This window comes from Microbacterium sp. T32, assembly GCF_001619615.1.
Lineage (GTDB): Bacteria > Actinomycetota > Actinomycetes > Actinomycetales > Microbacteriaceae > Microbacterium.
Genome location: NZ_LQQP01000015.1, coordinates 1 through 17,725, shown reverse-complemented (window position 1 = coordinate 17,725; position 17,725 = coordinate 1). Strand labels below are relative to the sequence as shown.

At 69.5% G+C, this 17,725-nt stretch carries 14 protein-coding genes and 1 rRNA gene; 2 read left to right on the top strand and 13 right to left on the bottom strand.

Going from position 1 to position 17,725, the window contains the following annotated elements; translation table 11 throughout:
• Positions 1–6: 6 nt before the first annotated feature.
• From uvrC to AVW09_RS09650, 3 genes are all read right to left on the bottom strand, one after another.
• Positions 7–1,950 (bottom strand): excinuclease ABC subunit UvrC, encoded by a 1,944-nt coding sequence (gene uvrC, locus AVW09_RS09660; RefSeq protein ID WP_197462604.1) that lies wholly within the window; start codon positions 1,948–1,950, stop codon positions 7–9.
• Positions 1,951–1,953: 3 nt separating this feature from the next.
• Entirely contained in the window at positions 1,954–4,893 is a 2,940-nt protein-coding gene (gene uvrA, locus AVW09_RS09655) for an excinuclease ABC subunit UvrA (RefSeq protein WP_063257877.1), read from the bottom strand.
• 142 nt (positions 4,894–5,035) lie between these two features.
• Positions 5,036–5,470, bottom strand: coding sequence for a MarR family winged helix-turn-helix transcriptional regulator (locus tag AVW09_RS09650; RefSeq protein ID WP_063257876.1), 435 nt, complete (start codon positions 5,468–5,470; stop codon positions 5,036–5,038).
• A 37-nt stretch (positions 5,471–5,507) separates the two neighbouring features.
• Here AVW09_RS09650 and AVW09_RS17260 point away from each other — a divergent pair, with 37 nt between their 5' ends.
• Positions 5,508–5,744, top strand: coding sequence for a hypothetical protein (locus AVW09_RS17260; protein WP_082822910.1), 237 nt, complete (start codon positions 5,508–5,510; stop codon positions 5,742–5,744).
• 71 nt (positions 5,745–5,815) lie between these two features.
• On the opposite strand, the gene AVW09_RS09645 is transcribed toward AVW09_RS17260, so the two are convergent.
• The 3 genes from AVW09_RS09645 to coaE form a co-directional block, all read right to left on the bottom strand.
• Complete coding sequence (locus AVW09_RS09645) at positions 5,816–6,238, bottom strand: VOC family protein (RefSeq protein WP_063257875.1); 423 nt, start codon at positions 6,236–6,238, stop codon at positions 5,816–5,818.
• A 30-nt stretch (positions 6,239–6,268) separates the two neighbouring features.
• Complete coding sequence (gene uvrB / locus AVW09_RS09640; protein ID WP_063257874.1) at positions 6,269–8,338, bottom strand: excinuclease ABC subunit UvrB; 2,070 nt, start codon at positions 8,336–8,338, stop codon at positions 6,269–6,271.
• Between the two features lie 136 nt (positions 8,339–8,474).
• Positions 8,475–9,074, bottom strand: coding sequence for a dephospho-CoA kinase (gene coaE, locus AVW09_RS09635; RefSeq protein ID WP_063257873.1), 600 nt, complete (start codon positions 9,072–9,074; stop codon positions 8,475–8,477).
• A gap of 109 nt (positions 9,075–9,183) precedes the next feature.
• On the opposite strand from coaE, the gene AVW09_RS09630 reads away from it, so the two are divergent.
• Positions 9,184–9,573, top strand: coding sequence for a response regulator transcription factor (locus tag AVW09_RS09630; protein WP_063257872.1), 390 nt, complete (start codon positions 9,184–9,186; stop codon positions 9,571–9,573).
• Between the two features lie 12 nt (positions 9,574–9,585).
• Here the strand turns inward: AVW09_RS09630 and AVW09_RS09625 are convergent, their stop codons facing one another.
• From AVW09_RS09625 to rrf, 7 genes are all read right to left on the bottom strand, one after another.
• Positions 9,586–10,746 (bottom strand): hypothetical protein, encoded by a 1,161-nt coding sequence (locus tag AVW09_RS09625; protein WP_063257871.1) that lies wholly within the window; start codon positions 10,744–10,746, stop codon positions 9,586–9,588.
• Positions 10,728–12,359, bottom strand: a complete 1,632-nt coding sequence (locus tag AVW09_RS09620; RefSeq protein ID WP_063257870.1) for a sensor histidine kinase — start codon at positions 12,357–12,359, stop codon at positions 10,728–10,730. The genes AVW09_RS09625 and AVW09_RS09620 overlap by 19 nt, the downstream gene beginning before the upstream one ends.
• 99 nt (positions 12,360–12,458) lie before the next feature.
• Positions 12,459–13,124 (bottom strand): hypothetical protein, encoded by a 666-nt coding sequence (locus AVW09_RS09615; RefSeq protein WP_063257869.1) that lies wholly within the window; start codon positions 13,122–13,124, stop codon positions 12,459–12,461.
• Between the two features lie 73 nt (positions 13,125–13,197).
• Positions 13,198–13,752: a hypothetical protein gene (locus AVW09_RS09610; protein ID WP_063257868.1), complete on the bottom strand. Its 555-nt coding sequence runs from the start codon at positions 13,750–13,752 to the stop codon at positions 13,198–13,200.
• A gap of 39 nt (positions 13,753–13,791) precedes the next feature.
• A complete protein-coding gene (gene treS, locus AVW09_RS09605; RefSeq protein WP_442922744.1) occupies positions 13,792–16,095 on the bottom strand; it encodes a maltose alpha-D-glucosyltransferase in 2,304 nt (767 codons plus the stop codon).
• A 73-nt stretch (positions 16,096–16,168) separates the two neighbouring features.
• On the bottom strand, positions 16,169–17,317 hold the full coding sequence (locus tag AVW09_RS09600; protein ID WP_269454559.1) for an MFS transporter: 1,149 nt from the start codon (positions 17,315–17,317) through the stop codon (positions 16,169–16,171).
• A gap of 215 nt (positions 17,318–17,532) precedes the next feature.
• A 5S ribosomal RNA gene (gene rrf / locus AVW09_RS09595) occupies positions 17,533–17,649 on the bottom strand.
• Between the last annotated feature and the right edge of the window lie 76 nt (positions 17,650–17,725).

Sequence of the window (17,725 nt, the reverse complement as noted above, 5' to 3'; positions counted from 1 at the left end):
CCCAGCCTACCGAGACAGTCGGGCGTGAATGGCCTCGGCGAGGGTCGGTCCGATCCCCGGCAGCTCCATGATCTCCTCGGGCGAGGCGTTCTTCAACGCCGTCACCGAACCGAAGTGCCGCAGCAGCGCCTTGATGCGGGCGTCGCCCAGCCCCGGCACCTCGGTGAGCACGCTGGAGATGTCGCGCTTGCGGCGCTTGCGCTGATGCGTGATCGCGAACCGGTGCGCCTCGTCGCGCAGGCGCTGCAGCAGGTACAACGCCTCGGACGTGCGCGGAAGGATCACCGGGTACTCCTCCCCCGGCAGCCACACCTCCTCGAGTCGCTTGGCGATGCCGCACAGCGCGATCTCCTCGTGGCCCGCGTCCGCCAGGGCGCGCGCGGCGGCGGCGACTTGCGGCTGCCCGCCGTCGACGACGAGCAACTGGGGTCGGTAGGCGAACCGCGGGCGTTTGCGCGTCGTCACGACCTCGCCGTCAGCGGTCGCCTCGGGGCTCTCGGCATCCGCGACGATCGCTCCGCCGACGGTCTCGCGTTCGTCGTCCTCGGGGCGGTCGACGTACGCCAGTCGGCGCGTGAGCACCTGGTACAACGAATCGGTGTCGTCGGTGGTCTCGGCGACGCCGAACGAGCGGTACTGGTCCTTGCGCGGCAGACCGTCCTCGAACACGACCATGGATGCCACGACATTGGTGCCCGAGAGGTGCGAGACGTCGTAGCACTCGATGCGCAGGGGCGCCTCCGCCAGCCCGAGGGCCTCCTGCAGGTCGGTGAGCGCCTGTGAGCGGGCGACGTAGTCGCTCGTGCGGCGCGTCTTGTGGAGCACGAGCGCCTGCTGTGCGTTCAGCGTCGCGGTCTTGAGCAGGTCGGCCTTGGGCCCGCGCTGCGCGACCTGCAACGACACCGGCCGACCGCGTCGATCCCGGAGCCACGCCTCGAGCTGCTCGGCGTCGTCCGGCAGCTCGGGCACGAGCACCTGCCGCGGAATGTCCGCGGCCGTGGCGTCGCCGTACGTGCGCTGCAGCACCTGGTCGACGAGGTCGGCGCCGGAGATGTCGATCTCCTTCTCGATCGTGGTCGCGCGCACACCGCGAACGCGGCCGCCGCGGACGACGAAGTGCTGCACGGTCGCCGCGAGCTCGTCCTCGGCGATACCGAAGAGGTCGGCATCCGTGTCGGCCGGGAGGACCAGGGCGCTCTTGCCGAGCACCGCGTCGATGGCCTGCAGCTTGTCGCGGTAGCGGGCAGCGGCCTCGTAATCCATGGCGGCCGAGGCCTCCATCATGCGAGCGGTGAGCGCCTTGGTGAACCTCTGGTCGCCGCCCGACATGAAGGCCACGAAGTCGTCGACGATCGCGCGGTGCTCCTCGATGGTCACCTTCATCGAGCACGGTCCGCCGCAGCGCCCGATCTGCCCCGGGAAGCACGGGCGGCCCGACTGCATCGCCTTCTTGTACGACGCGTCACTGCACGTGCGGATCGGGAAGACCTTGATCATCAGGTCGATCGTGTCGTGGACCGCCCAGACCTTCGGGTACGGCCCGAAGTACTTGGCTCCGCGGATCTTGGGGTTGCGCGTGACGATCACCCGCGGCGCCTCATCGGCGAGGGTGATCGCCATGAACGGGTACGACTTGTCGTCGCGGTACCGGACGTTGAACGGCGGATCGAACTCCTTGATCCACATGTACTCGAGCTGCAGCGAGTCGACGTCGCTGGGTACCACGGTCCACTCCACCGACGCCGCGGTCGTGACCATGCGCCGCGTGCGCTCGTGCAGGGAGTACAGCGGCGCGAAGTAGTTCGACAGGCGCGCGCGCAGGTTCTTCGCCTTCCCGACGTACAGCACTCGCCCCTCGGCATCCCGGAAGCGGTAGACCCCCGGGTTCGTGGGGATCTCCCCCGCTTTGGGACGGTAGGGCAGGTGCGACACCCGTTCCCGGGATGCCACGGCTCAGGCCCCCGCGCGGGCCAGTTCCGGCTCGCGCTCGGCGGTGTTGCGCTGCGTGCCGGTGCGACCCGTCTCGAGGAGTTCGGCCAGGAACGCGCCGGTGTGGCTCTCGGCGACCTGCGCCACCTGCTCGGGCGTCCCGGTCGCGACGATCGTGCCGCCGCCGGCACCGCCCTCGGGGCCGAGGTCGATGACCCAGTCGGAGCTCTTGATGACGTCGAGGTTGTGCTCGATGACGATCACGGTGTTGCCCTTGTCGACCAGGCCGTTGAGCACCTTAAGCAGCAGCGAGACGTCCTCGAAGTGCAGACCCGTCGTCGGCTCGTCGAGCACGTAGATCGAGCGACCGTTGCTGCGACGCTGGAGCTCGGTCGCGAGCTTGACGCGCTGCGCCTCGCCGCCAGAGAGCGTCGTCGCCGACTGCCCCAGACGCACGTACCCGAGGCCCACGTCGACGAGGGTCTTGAGGTACCGGTGGATCGCCTGGATCGGCTCGAAGAACTCCGCGGCCTCCGAGATCGGCATCTCGAGCACCTCGGCGATGTTCTTGCCCTTGTAGTGCACGGACAGCGTGTCGCGGTTGTACCGCTTGCCGTGACAGACCTCGCAGTCGACGTACACGTCGGGCAGGAAGTTCATCTCGATCTTGAGCGTGCCGTCGCCCGAGCACGCCTCGCAGCGCCCGCCCTTGACGTTGAAGCTGAAGCGCCCGGCCTGGTAGCCGCGCACCTTCGCCTCGGGCGTCTCGCTGAACAGCGTGCGGATGCGATCGAACACACCGGTGTAGGTCGCCGGGTTCGAGCGCGGGGTGCGGCCGATCGGCGCCTGGTCGACGTGCACGACCTTGTCGAGGTTGTCGAGGCCCGTGACGCGCGTGTGCTTGCCGGGCACGCGGCGCGCGCCGTTGAGCTTCGAGGCGAGCACCTCGTACAGGATGCCGTTGACCAGTGTCGACTTGCCCGAACCGCTCACGCCGGTCACCGAGGTCAGCACGCCGAGCGGGAAGTCCACGGTCACGTTCTGCAGGTTGTTCTCGCGAGCGCCGACGACGGTGATCTGGCGCTTCTTGTCGATCTTGCGGCGCTTCTTCGGCGCCTCGATCGACCGGCGCCCCGACAGGTACGCGCCCGTCAGCGAGCGGTCGTCGTCGAGCAGTTCGGCGAGGGGTCCCGAGTGCACGACGTTGCCGCCGTCGACGCCGGCGCGCGGGCCGATGTCGACGACCCAGTCGGCCGCGTGGATGGTCTCCTCGTCGTGCTCGACGACGATGAGCGTGTTGCCAAGATCGCGAAGCGTCTCGAGCGTCTGGATCAGGCGGCGGTTGTCGCGCTGGTGCAGGCCGATCGACGGCTCGTCGAGAACGTAGAGCACACCGGTCAGGCCGGACCCGATCTGCGTCGCCAGACGGATGCGCTGCGCCTCGCCGCCCGAGAGCGTGCCGGCGGCGCGGCCGAGGCTGAGGTAGTTGAGGCCGACCTGCAGCAGGAAGTCGAGGCGCGCGCGGATCTCGCGGAGCACCGCGGCGGCGATCGTCGCTTCGCGTTCGGTGAGCGTGAGCTTGGAGAAGAACTCCCGCGCGTCGGACAGGCTCATGCGGGATGCCGCGGCGATCGAGGTGCCGTCGACCAGCACCGCGAGGACCTCGGGCTTGAGCCGGTCGCCGTCGCACACCGCGCAAGGAACCTCACGCAGGTACTCCGACCAGCGTTGCCGCTGCGCGTCGGACTCGGCCTGCAGGTACTGCCGCTCGATGTAGGGCACGACGCCCTCGAAGCCCGACGAGTACCGCATCTCGCGGCCATAACGGTTCTTCCACTTGACGGTGACCTTGTAGTTCTCGCCGCGCAAGACGGCGTTCTGCACGTCGGTCGGCAGGTCGCGCCAGGGAGTGTCGAGCGAGAAGTCGAGGTCGCGCGCAAGTCCTTCGAGCAGGCGCTCGTAGTACTGGAACAGCCCCTTGCCCTGCGTCGTCCACGGCAGGATCGCGCCGTCGCGGATCGACAGCTCCTCGTCGCCGAGCATCAGATCGACGTCCACGGACATGCGGGTGCCGAGGCCCGAGCACACCGGGCATGCGCCGAAGGGGGCATTGAACGAGAACGTGCGGGGCTCGATCTCGGTCAGCTGCAGCGGGTGGCCGTTGGGGCACGCGAGCTTCTCGGAGAACGACTGCCAGGCGGCATCCCCCTCCTCATCGACGAAGTTCACCTGCATGATGCCGCCGGCGAGGCCGAGCGCGGTCTCGACGGAGTCGGTGACGCGGCTCAGGATGTCTCCGGATGCCACGAGTCGGTCGACCACGACCGCGATGTCGTGCTTGTAGCTCTTCTTGAGGGTCGGCGGCTCGGCGAGCTGCACGAGCTCACCGTCGACGACGGCGCGCGCGTAGCCTTTGGCGCTGAGCTCCTTGAAGAGGTCGACGAACTCGCCCTTCTTCTGCGTCACGACCGGTGCCACGATCTGGTACCGCGTGCGCTCGGGGAGCTCCATGAGCTGGTCGGCGATCTGCTGCACCGTCTGGCGCTGGATCCGGGCTCCGCAGTCGGGGCAGTGGGGCACGCCGATACGGGCCCACAGCAGACGCATGTAGTCGTGGATCTCGGTGATCGTGCCGACCGTCGACCGGGGGTTGCGGTTCGTCGACTTCTGGTCGATCGAGACCGCCGGGCTCAAGCCCTCGATGAAGTCGACGTCGGGACGGTCGACCTGGCCGAGGAACTGGCGGGCATACGCGCTCAGCGATTCGACGTACCGACGCTGCCCTTCGGCGAAGATCGTGTCGAACGCGAGGCTCGACTTTCCCGACCCCGAGAGGCCGGTGAACACCACGAGCGAGTCGCGCGGAATGTCGAGGTCGACGTTCTTCAGATTGTGGACGCGGGCACCGCGAACACTGAGCTTTCCGCTGGTGTTTCCGGGAGACGAGACAGGAACGATGGGCACCCGTCAAGTCTAGGTTCCCCCTCCGACATCGGCCCCGGGTTCGCCTCCGGCGCACGGATGTGCGAGAGTGCGCAGCCCCGCGGCGCGCCGCGGCGGCCTCACCCCGCGGAGTCGAAGCGCCCCGCGGCGCGCCGCGGCGGCCTCACCCCGCGGAGTCGAAGCGCCCCGCGAACGGCGCCAGTCCGTCTCGCAGCGCGACGAGCGCGGTCTCGTCGACGCCGACCCGCGCCATGATCTGCGCGGGCACCTCGAGGGCGCGTTCACGCAACGCATGCCCCTCGTCGGTGAGGTCGATATCGAGGACGCGCTCGTCGTCCGCCCGCCGCGTACGCTGCACGCGCCCCTGCGCCTCAAGACGTTTCACCAGCGGCGACAACGTGGCCGGTTCCATGGCCAGCTCGGCGGCGAGCCCACTGAGCGACCGCGGCGCGTGTTCCCACAGCGCGAGCATCACGAGGTACTGCGGATGCGTCAGACCGAGCGGCTCGAGCACGGGTCGATAGATGGACACGATGTTGCGCGCCGCCGTGACCAGGGCGAAGCAGACCTGGTTCTCCAACCGCAACGGATCGTCCACCTGCCCGCCTCCTCAAATAGTTAGTACACTAATAATCATGGCACAAAAGGATGCCGACCGACCCCCGCTGCGCACGCGCGTCCGGGCCGCCGGCGGGTGGTATCAATACATCAACACACGACTCATTCGCCTCGCTGGACCGGCGTCCGTCGGCCCCTACGAGACGACGCCCGAGCCGGTGCGCACCGTGCGCCCGTGCCCGCTGTGCGGTCACCCCATGTCGGAGCACAGCGTCGACCGTTCCGGACCGAAGCCGTTGCTGCACTGCCCCTGAGACAGGACACGAGGCTGGAACACCCGAGGCCTGCCCGCGGCCGAGACCCCGAACGGCGTGAGGGCCGCCCGTCAGGGGAGGCGCGGTCGCCCGTCGGCATCGAGGGGCCAGCCGGGGTTGACCGCGACCTCCCACGGGTGACCGTCCGGATCGACGAACACCCCCGAGTATCCGCCCCACGGGGTCGGCGCGCCCGAGCGCCCCAGCGTCGCGCCGGCCGCGACCGCGTCGGCGAGGATGCCGTCGACCTCGCGGGGCGTGCGGACGTTGTGCGCGAGAGTGACGCCACCCCAGCCGCCGCCGTCCGAAACCGCCGAGTCGGCGGCGAGCTTCTCGCGGCCCCACAGCGCCACGACCATCCCGCCGACGTCGAAGAACGCGACCTCCCCGTCGACCGAATCGGCGTGCCGACGCCAACCGAGTCGCTCGTAGAACCGCAGCGACCGCTCGAGGTCCGCCACGCCGAGCGTGATCAGCGAGACTCTCTGCTCCATCGGACTCCTCGCTCCATCGGACTCCCCCGCTCAGGCGTGGCCGGCGCGCTCCATCGCCCGGAGTTCCTTCTTGAGGTCCTGAACCTCGTCGCGCAGGCGCCCGGCGAGCTCGAACTTCAACTCGCTCGCCGCCGCCAGCATCTGCTGCGTGAGGTCAGCGATCGTGGACTCCAGCTGATCGGCGCCTTCGGCGGCGATCCCGGTGCGCCGCAGCTGCGGCGCGGGCGACTTGCCCTTGCCGGCCTTGTCGTTGCGGGACAGCAGGCTCCGGGTGTCGGAGGCTTCGCGCGCGAGCACCTCGGTGATGTCCGCGATCTTCTTGCGCAGCGGCTGCGGGTCGATGCCGTTCGCCTTGTTGTAGGCGATCTGCTTCTCCCGGCGTCGCTCGGTCTCCTCGATGGCGTTCTGCATCGAGTCGGTCATCTTGTCGGCGTACATGTGCACCTCGCCCGACACATTGCGGGCCGCACGACCGATCGTCTGGATGAGAGACGTTCCGCTGCGCAGGAACCCCTCCTTGTCGGCATCCAGGATCGCCACGAGCGACACCTCGGGAAGGTCGAGACCTTCGCGCAGGAGGTTGATGCCGACGAGGACGTCGTACACGCCCGCGCGCAACTCGGTGAGCAGTTCGACGCGGCGGAGCGTGTCGACGTCGGAGTGCAGGTACCGCACGCGCACGCCGTGATCGCCGAGGAAGTCGGTGAGCTCCTCCGCCATCTTCTTGGTGAGGGTGGTGACCAGCACGCGCTCGTCGCGCTCGACGCGCAGACGGATCTGCTCGAGCAGATCGTCGATCTGTCCCTTCGAGGGCTTCACCACGATCTCGGGGTCGACCAGGCCGGTCGGGCGGATGATCTGCTCGACCACCCCGTCGGCGATGCCCATCTCGTAGCGCCCGGGGGTCGCCGAGAGGTACACCGTCTGACCGATGCGGTTCTTGAACTCGTCCCAGCGCAGCGGGCGGTTGTCCATCGCGCTCGGGAGGCGGAAGCCGTGTTCGACGAGCGTGCGCTTGCGCGAGGCGTCGCCCTCGTACATCGCGCCGATCTGCGGCACGGTCACATGCGACTCGTCGATGACGAGGAGGAAGTCGTCGGGGAAGAAGTCGAGCAGCGTGTGGGGCGGGTCGCCGGCGTTGCGCCCGTCGAGGTGGCGCGAGTAGTTCTCGATGCCCGAGCAGAATCCGAGCTGCTGCAGCATCTCCAGGTCGAACGTCGTGCGCATGCGGAGCCGCTGCGCCTCGAGCAGCTTGTTCTGCGACTCGAGTTCCTTCAGCCGCTCGCCCAGCTCGTGCTCGATGGTGCCGATCGCGCGCTGCACGGTATCGGTCCCGGCGACGTAGTGCGAGGCGGGGAAGATCGGCACGGAGTCCATCTTCTGGACGACATCACCCGTCAGGGGATGGAGCATGTACAGCGCTTCGATCTCGTCGCCGAACATCTCGATACGGATCGCGTACTCCTCGTACACCGGGATGATCTCGATCGTGTCACCGCGGACGCGGAAGTTGCCGCGCGAGAAATCGACGTCGTTGCGGTTGTACTGCATCGCGATGAACTTGCGGATGAGGGCGTCGCGGTCGTACCGCTCCCCCACCTGCAGCGCGACCATGGCGCGCAGGTACTCCTCGGGAGCACCGAGGCCGTAGATGCAGGACACCGTCGACACCACGACGACATCGCGACGCGACAGCAGCGAGTTGGTCGTGGAGTGCCGCAGGCGCTCGACCTCCGCGTTGATCGAGGAGTCCTTCTCGATGAAGGTGTCCGTCTGCGGGACGTACGCCTCGGGCTGGTAGTAGTCGTAGTACGAGACGAAGTACTCGACGGCGTTGTTCGGCATCAATTCGCGGAACTCGTTCGCCAACTGCGCCGCGAGGGTCTTGTTGTGCGCGAGCACCAGGGTGGGCCGCTGCACGGCCTCGACGAGCCACGCCGTCGTCGCGGACTTGCCGGTACCGGTGGCGCCGAGCAGCACGACGTCGGTTTCGCCGGCGTTGATGCGCGCGGCAAGGTCGGCGATCGCCTGCGGCTGATCGCCGGACGGGGAGTATTCGCTGACGACCTCGAAGGGGCGGACGGAACGCGTGGCCTGCATGATTCCAGCGTAGGCGGGGCCTCCGACATCGGGGCCGCCACACGTTCGCCATGCGCGAGCGCGCGCGTTGCCGGGACGTCAGCACCCGGCGATCCGCCCGCACCGCCCATGGGCATGCGCGAGCGCTGTCGCGACATCAGCGTCCGGCGATCCGCCCCCACAGCTCGTCGACCTGACGGCGGGTGTCATCCAGATCGCCGGTCGTGTCGATCACGACGTCGGCGAGCGCGAGTCGCTCGTCGTCGCCGGCCTGCGAGGCGATGCGGGCGCGCGCGTCGGCCTCCGACAGCCCCCGCTGCGCGACGAGTCGCTGCACACGCTGCTCCGCCGGTGCGTGCGCCACGACGACCAGGTCCCACTCCCCCGTGCCGCGCGACTCGGCGAGCAGCGGCACGTCGTAGACGACGACGGCTCGCGGGTCGCAGGCCAGCGCCTCCCGGAACCGGCGCTGCGATTCCTCGCGTACCGCCGGGTGGACGAGGGCGTTCAGCGCGGCCAGCCGCTCGGGATGGCCGAACACCCGCGCCCCGAGCGCGGGCCGGTCGAGCGTGCCGTCCGGCCGCACGACGTCCGACCCGAATTCATCGACGATGGCCGCGAGCACCGGCGAGCCGGGCGCCTGCACGTCGTGCACGATCGCGTCGGCATCGACCACCACCGCTCCGTGTTCGGCGAGCATCCGCGAGATCGTGGACTTGCCCGACGCGATTCCGCCGGTCAGCGCGAGGAGGGTCACCCCTCGAGGATGCCACAGCCACCCCTTCCGCGGACCCGGCCCGTGCGGGGTGGACTACGCTTTTCCCGGGCGACATTCGCGCCTCCCGACAGGTTGGCGGAGTGTCATCATGCCGAATTCGAACGTCGTGGTCGTCATCGAGGACGACGTCGATATCCGCTCCTTGATCACCGCGGTCCTCGAGCCGGCGGGCTTCGTCGTCCACACGGCGGTCGACGGCCTCTCCGGCATCGAGATCGTCCGACGCACTGACCCCCTGGTGACGACGCTCGACGTGAGCATGCCGGGGCTGGACGGTTTCGACACCGCGCGCCGCATCCGCGAATTCAGCGACACCCGCATCCTGATGGTGAGCGCCCGAGTGGATGCCACCGAGGAACGCCTCGCCCGCGAAGCGGGTGCCGACGACTACCTGACGAAGCCGTTTCGCCCCCGCGAGCTGCGGGCGCGCGTGCAGGCGCTCGCAGCGGGGTCTCCCGACTCTCCCGTCACCGACTGACGAGGCGCGCGGTCATTCGGTCGTGAGGCCGAAGGGCTGTTCGCCCGTCGTCGCGGCAAGACCCGCCTTCGCGTCCGCACGGTCCACCAGCGTCGGGCCGTCCGAACCGTCCACGGAGGCCAGGGCCACTCCGATCCCCACCACCGGGACGACGGAGGTGCCCAGCGCGGACAGGTCCGTCACGATGCGTTCGTGCATGATGCGCACCAGCCGGCGGTGATCCGTGGCGAGCGCGGTGGAGAAGGCGACGGACAGTCCCGAGGCATCCGCTTCGCCGACGAGGGCCATGGTCGGGGCGTGTCGGCGGACGGAGGACCGGAACGCCTGCGCCATCTCCTCGGCTTCCTCCGGTCCGAAGGCGGTCGCGACGCGCCGCAGATCGTCGACGCGGATGCCGATGACGCAGAGGTCCTCGCCTGCGGCGCGCGCCCGGCTCACGAGGATCGTGAGCACGGTGCCGAACGATTCCCTCAGCAGCACGCCGTTGCGATCGACGATGAGATGCCGCGTCTCGGGATTGCCGCGCAGCGTCGATTCGCTCGAACGCAGCACCGCGGTGACCACCACCGCGGCCACCACGAGCGTCATGGTGAGGAACGCCGACATCACGGTTCCGAAGTAGGTGCGGAACACCTCACTGTCCGGTCCCTGCGCGAGGAAGACGATGACGCGCAGGATGAACCACACGGCCTCGATGAGCAGCACGACGGTGAGGCCCGCCGCGCTCCACCGTCGCCGGATGGCTCCGCGGCGTGTCTCGATCGCGCCGAGGACGGCGAACAGGGCGTTGCCCACGAACAGCGGAACCGCACCCGCCCAGTCGCCCCGTGCACCGTCGATGAGCGCTGCGGCCGTGACGGCGAGGAGCGCGACCGCCGTCACGATGGCGGGGATGCGCAGGCGGCGTCCGTTGAACGCCACGCTCCCGAGCCAGATGAAGGCGGTCGCGGCGACGAAGGCCCCATTGCCCAGGGCGATGGCGATGAACGAGCCCGGGACCGCGAGCCACACGAGGTAGCAGACGGCGGAGAAGAGCCCGGAGAGGAACGCCGCCGCCCATAACCGCCCCGGCAGCGCGTCGCGGAGCATGAGGGTGTCGAGCAGGTACATGACCGCCGACACCAGGATCACGAGGGAAGCGGCCGTCTGCAGGCTCAGCGGGTCGAAGACCATGGTGCCGCGCCTCCCTTCTGGGGCAGTCGCACGGTGAAGACCGAACCCGCCCCGGGCTCGCTGCGCACCGTGATGTCGCCGCCGTGGGCGCGCACGATGTCGCGGCTGATGGCGAGTCCCAGGCCGCTGCCGTGCACGCTGGAGTTGCGGACCTCGTCGGCGCGGAAGAAGCGCTCGAAGATGCGCCCCTGTTCGTTGGCGGAGATGCCCTGGCCGTCGTCGGCGACGCTGATCACGACGGTGTCGTCCTCTCGTCCGACGGACACCGTGACGACGCCGTCACGGTGGTTGTACTTCACAGCGTTGGACAGCAGATTGTCAACGACCTGGCGCAGCCGATGCGCGTCGACCACGGCCGGGCACGCGCGGACGTCCGTCGCATCGATCCGGATGCCGTGCGCCGCCGCGCGTGGAGCGGCCGAGGTCACCGCGCTCTCGACGATCTCCGCGACGTCGGCCACGGCGGGATTCAGCGCGAAGCCGACACCGTGACGGGAGGCCGCGGACATCGCCAGGATGTCGGCCACGAGCTCGCGAAGTCGCGTGGCGTTGCGTTCCGCGATCTCGAGCTGCTCCCGCGTGGCCGGCGCGAGGTCGTCGTCGTCCAGGGCCAGTTCGAGGTAACCGATGATCGAGGTGAGCGGGGTGCGGCGCTCGTGGGAGACGCTCGCGACGAGGTCTTCCCGCGCCCGGAGCGCCAGCTCCTCCGCCGTGACGTCGCGCGAGACGACGACGCTGCCGCTGTCGACACCGTCATGCGAGGGCAGTCGTCGAGCCGTCACGTTGAGCGCGCGCCGGTCCTCGCCCGGCACCCCGTACCAGACCAGCTCCCCCTCGAAGACCTCGCCGGACCTCGCGCGCGCGAGGGGGGTCTTGTCCGGCTCGAGAGGCGTGATGCCGTCGGCGCTGAACGCCGCTGACGACGGGGTGAGCGGGTCGGCGCTCGCCTGCAGACGGGCGTGGGCCTCGTTGCTGACCGCGTACTCCCCCTCCGCGGTGATCCGGATGACGCCGAAGTCGACGGCATCCAGGACCTCCGTGACCAGGTCGCCCTGGCGCCGGGAGCGTTCGAGCGAACGTCGCAACTCCGCGGACTGGTCCTCCAACAAGGACCTCTGGGCGCGCGTGCGGCGTGCCGCGAAGTGCGACATCGTCGCCAGCGCCGCGAGCGTGAACGGCAGGACGAAGGTCGACGCGGCGATCCGCTGCGCCTCATCGAATGCCTGGTAGGTGATGATCGCCGAGGCGGATGCCGTGACACCCACGACGCCCGCGATTCCGCAGACCGAACCGAGCCACACCGCCGGGAAGGCCCACAACAGACCGATGCCGGCCACCGGCGCGCTCTCGCGCATCACGCCGATCGCGACGATGTCGATCACCGGTGCGGCGATGACGAGCCAGGCCGGCAGGGCCTCGCGGGCGGTCAGCACGACGAGCGCGGCGCACGCGAAGATGATCCCCGCGCCCGTGAGGAAAAGCGTGACATCCCGGATCTGCCCCAGCGCCAACGTGACGGCCGCGGCGAGCACGGTCGCCGAGGCCTGCAGCAGCTGGCTGGTCAGCAGGCTGCGGTGAAGACCGAGCCGCTCGCTCGGCGACGAGCCGGACATGGCCTCGACCCTAGCGCGAGACCGCCGCGCGGGCGGGTTTCGCGCGCCGCATACTCGGGTCGGGCACGTCCGCGGCGGCCGCGCCGTGTGTCCGCCGGGTCAGAATCCGAAGTCGCCGCCGAAATCCCCGCCGAAGTCATCGAACCCGGCGGCGTCGGCGACACCCGGATCGTCGAAGGATGCCGCGCCCTCGCCGTCCGCCAGGAGGCCGTCCTCGTATCCGGCGGCGTAGCCGGGGTCGAAGAGCGAGCCGACGAGGGCGGAACCGACGACGTAGCCGCCGATCGTGCCGAGCATGGACGCGCCGAGCATCGACCCGAAGCTCGGACCGCCCATGCCGCCGCCGAAGGATCGTCCGCCGAACGTCCGTTCCATGAAGCCCGGGCGGCTGTACTCGGCGCGGGTGGCCGCGCGCGCGAGCGACGCCGGATCGTCCCCGGCCGGTCTTTCGGCCGCCGGCAGCCCCGACGACAGCTCGTGGAGGACCTGCTGCCGCTGGCTCGGCGTGAGCCGTGCGAAGGCCTCCGCGTGCACCTGTTCGACGGTCTCCGGCGGCGCCGTCCGCAAGAGGTAGCGGTACCGCTCGAGCGCGCGGGCGTCGTCGGACGAGGGACCGGATGCCGTCCCGCTCGCGGCCGGCGGCGGCGGCGGGGCATACCGCCCCTCGGCGTCTCGCGATCCGCTCGCCGGAACGGGAGCAGGGGGTGGCGGGGGCACACGACGGTCGTCGTCGCCCGAGCCGAACAGTCGATCGAGGAAGCCCATGAACGCCCTCCTGGTGGTCGGGACTCTCACGCTAGGGCGCATGCCTTGGAGTCGCCTGTGCCGTCGGAATCCGTCAGCCCTGCCGCGCGAACGCCTCACTCGTCCAGCGCGCGAGGAGGTCCCATGGATCGTCGACCCCGAACGCGAGCGCGGCGATGTGCGCGTCGAGCGCCTCGCTGCGGTCGAACCACTCCGACCCGCCGAGACGATCGGCCGCGAATTGCGTGTGACGGCGCCGCTCGACCGTTCGATCGCCGCGCTCGAACGCCAGCAGCTCATCGTGGCGGATCGCTCGAAGCCGCTGCCGCGGCTGCGCGCTCGTTCCGATCTTCACGCGATCGCGGAATCGCAGGTAGTACACGACGTCGACGCGCGGCGGGGGCAGCTCGGCATCCACGGGCTCACCGTGCCGCCACTCGCACACCGCGCACAGCCACCCGCTCGGCCAGCGCACGCCGAGCCGCGCGCCGCACAGCAGGCACGGTGTCGGCAGCACGTCGGTGACGCCGTCGCGGCGCCCCACCCACTCGGCGGCGGCCGCGAGATGCGGAGCGCACAGCTCGACCGGCGCACCCGCGGCCGCCGCGTCGCCGCAGCCGGGCACCACACATCGCGAGGGCTCACTCATACGCCGGAGCGTACGCGTGGCCGCCGACACCGGCGCCGGTCAGTCCTCGGCGGCCTCCGGCGCCTGCATCCGCAAGAAGAGCCCCGCGTACGGGCCGAGCTCGAGCGCGAAGCTCTGCAGCTCGTCGACCCGGCCCACGACGTCGCCCGTGGCGGCATCCACCGCGGTGCTCTGCGGGACGAGCCACTCGGACCGCACGGTTCCCTCGATGCTCTCGCCCGAGAAGTTCAGAACGGTGATCTGCAGCGGAGCGTCCTCACGGCGGCGGTCGCCCCCGTCCAGTCGGTGGACCATCACGAGCATGCTGGGGTGCCCGACCTGGGGGATGTCGACCTGGGATGCCACGGCGATCTCGTTCTCGCTACGGATGCGCAGGATCTCCCGCAGCCCCGACAGGAACGACTCGGGGTCGGCCTGCTGCTGCGCGAGCGACCCGTACAGCGATCGCGCGCGCGGCATCCCGGATGCCGACGTGGCGGCGTCGGGGGCCACGTCGAGGAGATCGTGGGCACCGCGTTCGATCCACCGCGTGTCGCCGGACGAGATCAGATGACGCACCTCATCGGCTGGAAGCGTGAGGGAGCCGGTGAGGTCCCATCCGGAGAGCGCGAAGACGCCCGGCTGCCAGGAGTTGTACTTCGCCAGCAGCAGGTGCGCGTCGCGGATCGCGGGGACGTCGGCCTCGGTGATGTCGCCCAGCGTCGCCTTGCCCTGCGTGGCGGCGATCAGTGACGTCGTCGTGCACGCGATGCCGTTCTGCGTGAAGACGAGGTTGTAGTCCGCATCCACCGTGAGGGCCTGCGTGAGCTCGGCGCGGACGGTCTCCGCGATCTCCGCACCGGTCGACTCGCCGTGACGGAACGGGTACAGCGTGTCCCGGTGCGTCGTCGCCCAGTGCACGAGTTCGTAGGTCAGCTCGTCGTGGTTCTGCATCCCGTGCACGAGCTGCACCGGCTCCACACCGGTCTCGAGCGCGGTCGTCAGCGCCAGCCGCAGGAACTCGGTGTTCGCCGTCGCCAGGGCGTGGTGGTAGCCGGGACGCGTCACGAAGTCGTACGACAGGTCGGCCCCCACGGCACCTGTGTCGCGGATGTCCTCCATCGTGAGATTGAGTTCCTGGAACGTGAAGCCCCCGACCTTGCGCACCATCCCCGCGATGATGTGGTTCGCCGCGTGCGAGAGGGGGTGTCCCTCCGACCACGCCGGCAGCCCTTCGGCGCTCTTCTCGACGCCGAGGAAGCCATTGGCATCCAGGCGCAGCGCGCTCGTCCCGAGGTCGCCCAGGGAGTGCAGCGCGTCGCCGATGACGAGCCGCATGCCGGCGAAGGTCGGGTCGAGCCAGTTGATCGAGGGCTGCCCCTCCTTGAAGTAGTGCAGGTAGACCCAGCGCCGCTCGAGCCCGTCTGTGCCCACGACCGGTGCCGTCGCGCTCCAGTTCGTCTCCTTCACCCCGGGGGTGTAGAAGATCACGCGCTGGAGCTCGCCGATGATGTAGCCGCGGGCGCTGAGTTCGCGCTCGGTCTGGGCGTCGAGGTTGACCGAGTCACGCCCGGCCGGCACCTCGGGCAGCATTCCCCAGTCCTCGCGGGGAATCTCGACCATGTGGTAGATCCCGGGATAGTCCTTGTACGCCATCTCCGCGAGGCGGAAGTCGGCGCCCTTGCCGGTGTGGCCGGGCACGATGTCGTCGATGACGCTGCCGCCGTGCGCGTCGGCCACGTCGGCCATCCTCCGGAACGCGTTCTCGTCACCGAACTCCGGATCGATCTGCGTGCTGATGCGGTCGAAGTGCCCATCGACGCTGGGCGTCTCCTGCCAGCCGCTGATCCCGCCGGCACGCTTCACCGGACCGGTATGGATGCCATTGATCCCCACCCACTCGAAGGCTTCCCACAGCGCCTCATCACCCAGCGCGTCGAGGAACGACTCCCCCGGACGCGCCATGAGGGAGATCGGGTACGCCGTGAACCAGACGTCGGTGGATTCGATCGCGCGGCGTGCATCCGGACGCGCGTACGGGTTTCGCCACATCGACGGCTGGCCGGACAGCTGACGGCTCAGGACGTCGGCGTCCTTGAGCATCGACTGCCGCACGAGCCACTCGACGTACGAGGGATTGCCGCCGTTCGCGTTCCGCGGGTCGGTGAGGAACCGTCGGAGCGTCCCGCCGCGGAACTGATCACGCGGACGGAGACGTCGCGGACGTGCCGGATAGCGCTGCTCGTCGTAACTGATCTCGACGAGATTCTCGGCGGCATCCTCCGCCGCGCTCTCCTCGATCCCGTCCTCCGGCGTCCGTGCCGTCAGCAGCTCGTCGGCGTCGTCCACTCGCGACCTCCTCATGTCGTCGTACCGACGCTAGTCGTGATCGACGACATCGTGGTGAGGGATTGACCCGGCGCGTCGGGAGCTTCGCTCAGGTGATGCGGCGAGGCCGCAGGGCGAGGAGCGCCAGCCCCGCCGACACCGCGCACATCACGACGACGACGACCACGAACCACGACCAGCCGCTCTGCGCGAAGACCACGCCGAGAAGCCACCCGAACAGACTCGAGCCGCCGTAGTAGCCCAGGTAGTACAGCGAGGAGGCCTGGGCTCGGGCCTCCGGAACCGCCGCGACAGGGGTCCATCCCGACGCCACCGCGTGCGCGGCGAAGAAGCCGGCCGTGAACACGACGAGCCCGACGATGACGACGAGGGTCACCGGCACCGCCAGGAGCGCCGCCCCCGCCGCCATCACCCCGATGGATGCCACGAGCACGGGGAACCGCCCGCGTCGCACGGCCAGCGCCCCGGCGCGCGGCGAAGATACGGTCCCTGCCAGATAGGCGAGGAACAGGAGTGTGACGACGCCCGGCGCGAGCAGGAACGGCGGGGCCGCCAGGTGGAAGCCGAGGTAGTTGTAGACGGCGACGAACGCCCCCATGAGCAGGAAACCCTGCGCGTACAGCGCCAGCTGGCGCCCCGAGCGCAGGTTCACCAGGAGCCGGGCCACCACCGTCGGCCCGGCGATCGCCCGCGTTCGGCCGGGCACGAATCCTCTCGCGCGCGGCACGAGAGCCAAGAAGATCGCGGATGCCACGACGCACACCCCGATGACGGATGCCACCCCCCATCGCCATCCCGCGGCTTCACCGAACAGACCGGACACCACACGACCGGTGAGGCCCCCGACAGTAGTCCCGGCGATGTACGACCCTGCCGCTGCCGCGACGTGGCGGGCATCCACCTCCTCGCTGAGGTAGGCGAGTGCCACCGCCGGGACCGCACCGAGGGCGACACCCTCCACGATCCGAAGCACCAGGAGCACTCCCAGGTCCTGGGCCAGCGGCGACAACGCCCCCAGCACCGTCGCCGCCACGACTCCGATGGCCATCGCCGCGACGCGCCCGATGCGGTCCGCAACAACCGACCACGGCAGGACAGCCACCGCGAGCCCGAGCGTGGATGCCGACACGGTCAGCGCCGCCTGCGCCGGCTGCGTACCCGTCGCCGACGCGATCTGCGGTAACAGCGCTTGAGTCGCGTACAGCTGCGCGAATGTCGCTACTCCCCCGAAGAACAGACCGATCAGGAGCCGCCGTTACTCGCGGCTCCCCGGCACGTGTCCCGAGAAGCCGCTCATATGTGTCGACACTACCCGCTGGTTCGCCTATCCCGACGAAGGCGAAAGGCGTCGGCCGATCCCTGCGAACAGAGATCGGCCGACGCCTGTGGACGAATGTGTCCGTATATGCGAAATGGCCACCCAGCGTTGGGTGGCCATTTCGTGTAAAGGAAGTCCGGCGGTGTCCTACTCTCCCACAGGGTCCCCCCTGCAGTACCATCGGCGCTGAGAGGCTTAGCTTCCGGGTTCGGAATGTAACCGGGCGTTTCCCTCTCGCTATGGCCGCCGAAACACTATTGATGTTTCAAAAACCAACAACGAATGTCATTGTTGTGTTCCCGACCGTACATCGAGAACCACTCAGTG

Coding starts and splice junctions, on each gene's coding strand:
- AVW09_RS17260 (WP_082822910.1), top strand. CDS start 5,508: ATGGCACAAAAGGATGCCGACCGACCCCCGCTGCGCACGCGCGTCCGG.
- AVW09_RS09645 (WP_063257875.1), bottom strand. CDS start 6,238: ATGGAGCAGAGAGTCTCGCTGATCACGCTCGGCGTGGCGGACCTCGAG.
- uvrB (WP_063257874.1), bottom strand. CDS start 8,338: ATGCAGGCCACGCGTTCCGTCCGCCCCTTCGAGGTCGTCAGCGAATAC.
- AVW09_RS09630 (WP_063257872.1), top strand. CDS start 9,184: ATGCCGAATTCGAACGTCGTGGTCGTCATCGAGGACGACGTCGATATC.
- AVW09_RS09625 (WP_063257871.1), bottom strand. CDS start 10,746: ATGGTCTTCGACCCGCTGAGCCTGCAGACGGCCGCTTCCCTCGTGATC.
- AVW09_RS09620 (WP_063257870.1), bottom strand. CDS start 12,359: ATGTCCGGCTCGTCGCCGAGCGAGCGGCTCGGTCTTCACCGCAGCCTG.
- AVW09_RS09615 (WP_063257869.1), bottom strand. CDS start 13,124: ATGGGCTTCCTCGATCGACTGTTCGGCTCGGGCGACGACGACCGTCGT.
- AVW09_RS09610 (WP_063257868.1), bottom strand. CDS start 13,752: ATGAGTGAGCCCTCGCGATGTGTGGTGCCCGGCTGCGGCGACGCGGCG.
- treS (WP_442922744.1), bottom strand. CDS start 16,095: ATGAGGAGGTCGCGAGTGGACGACGCCGACGAGCTGCTGACGGCACGG.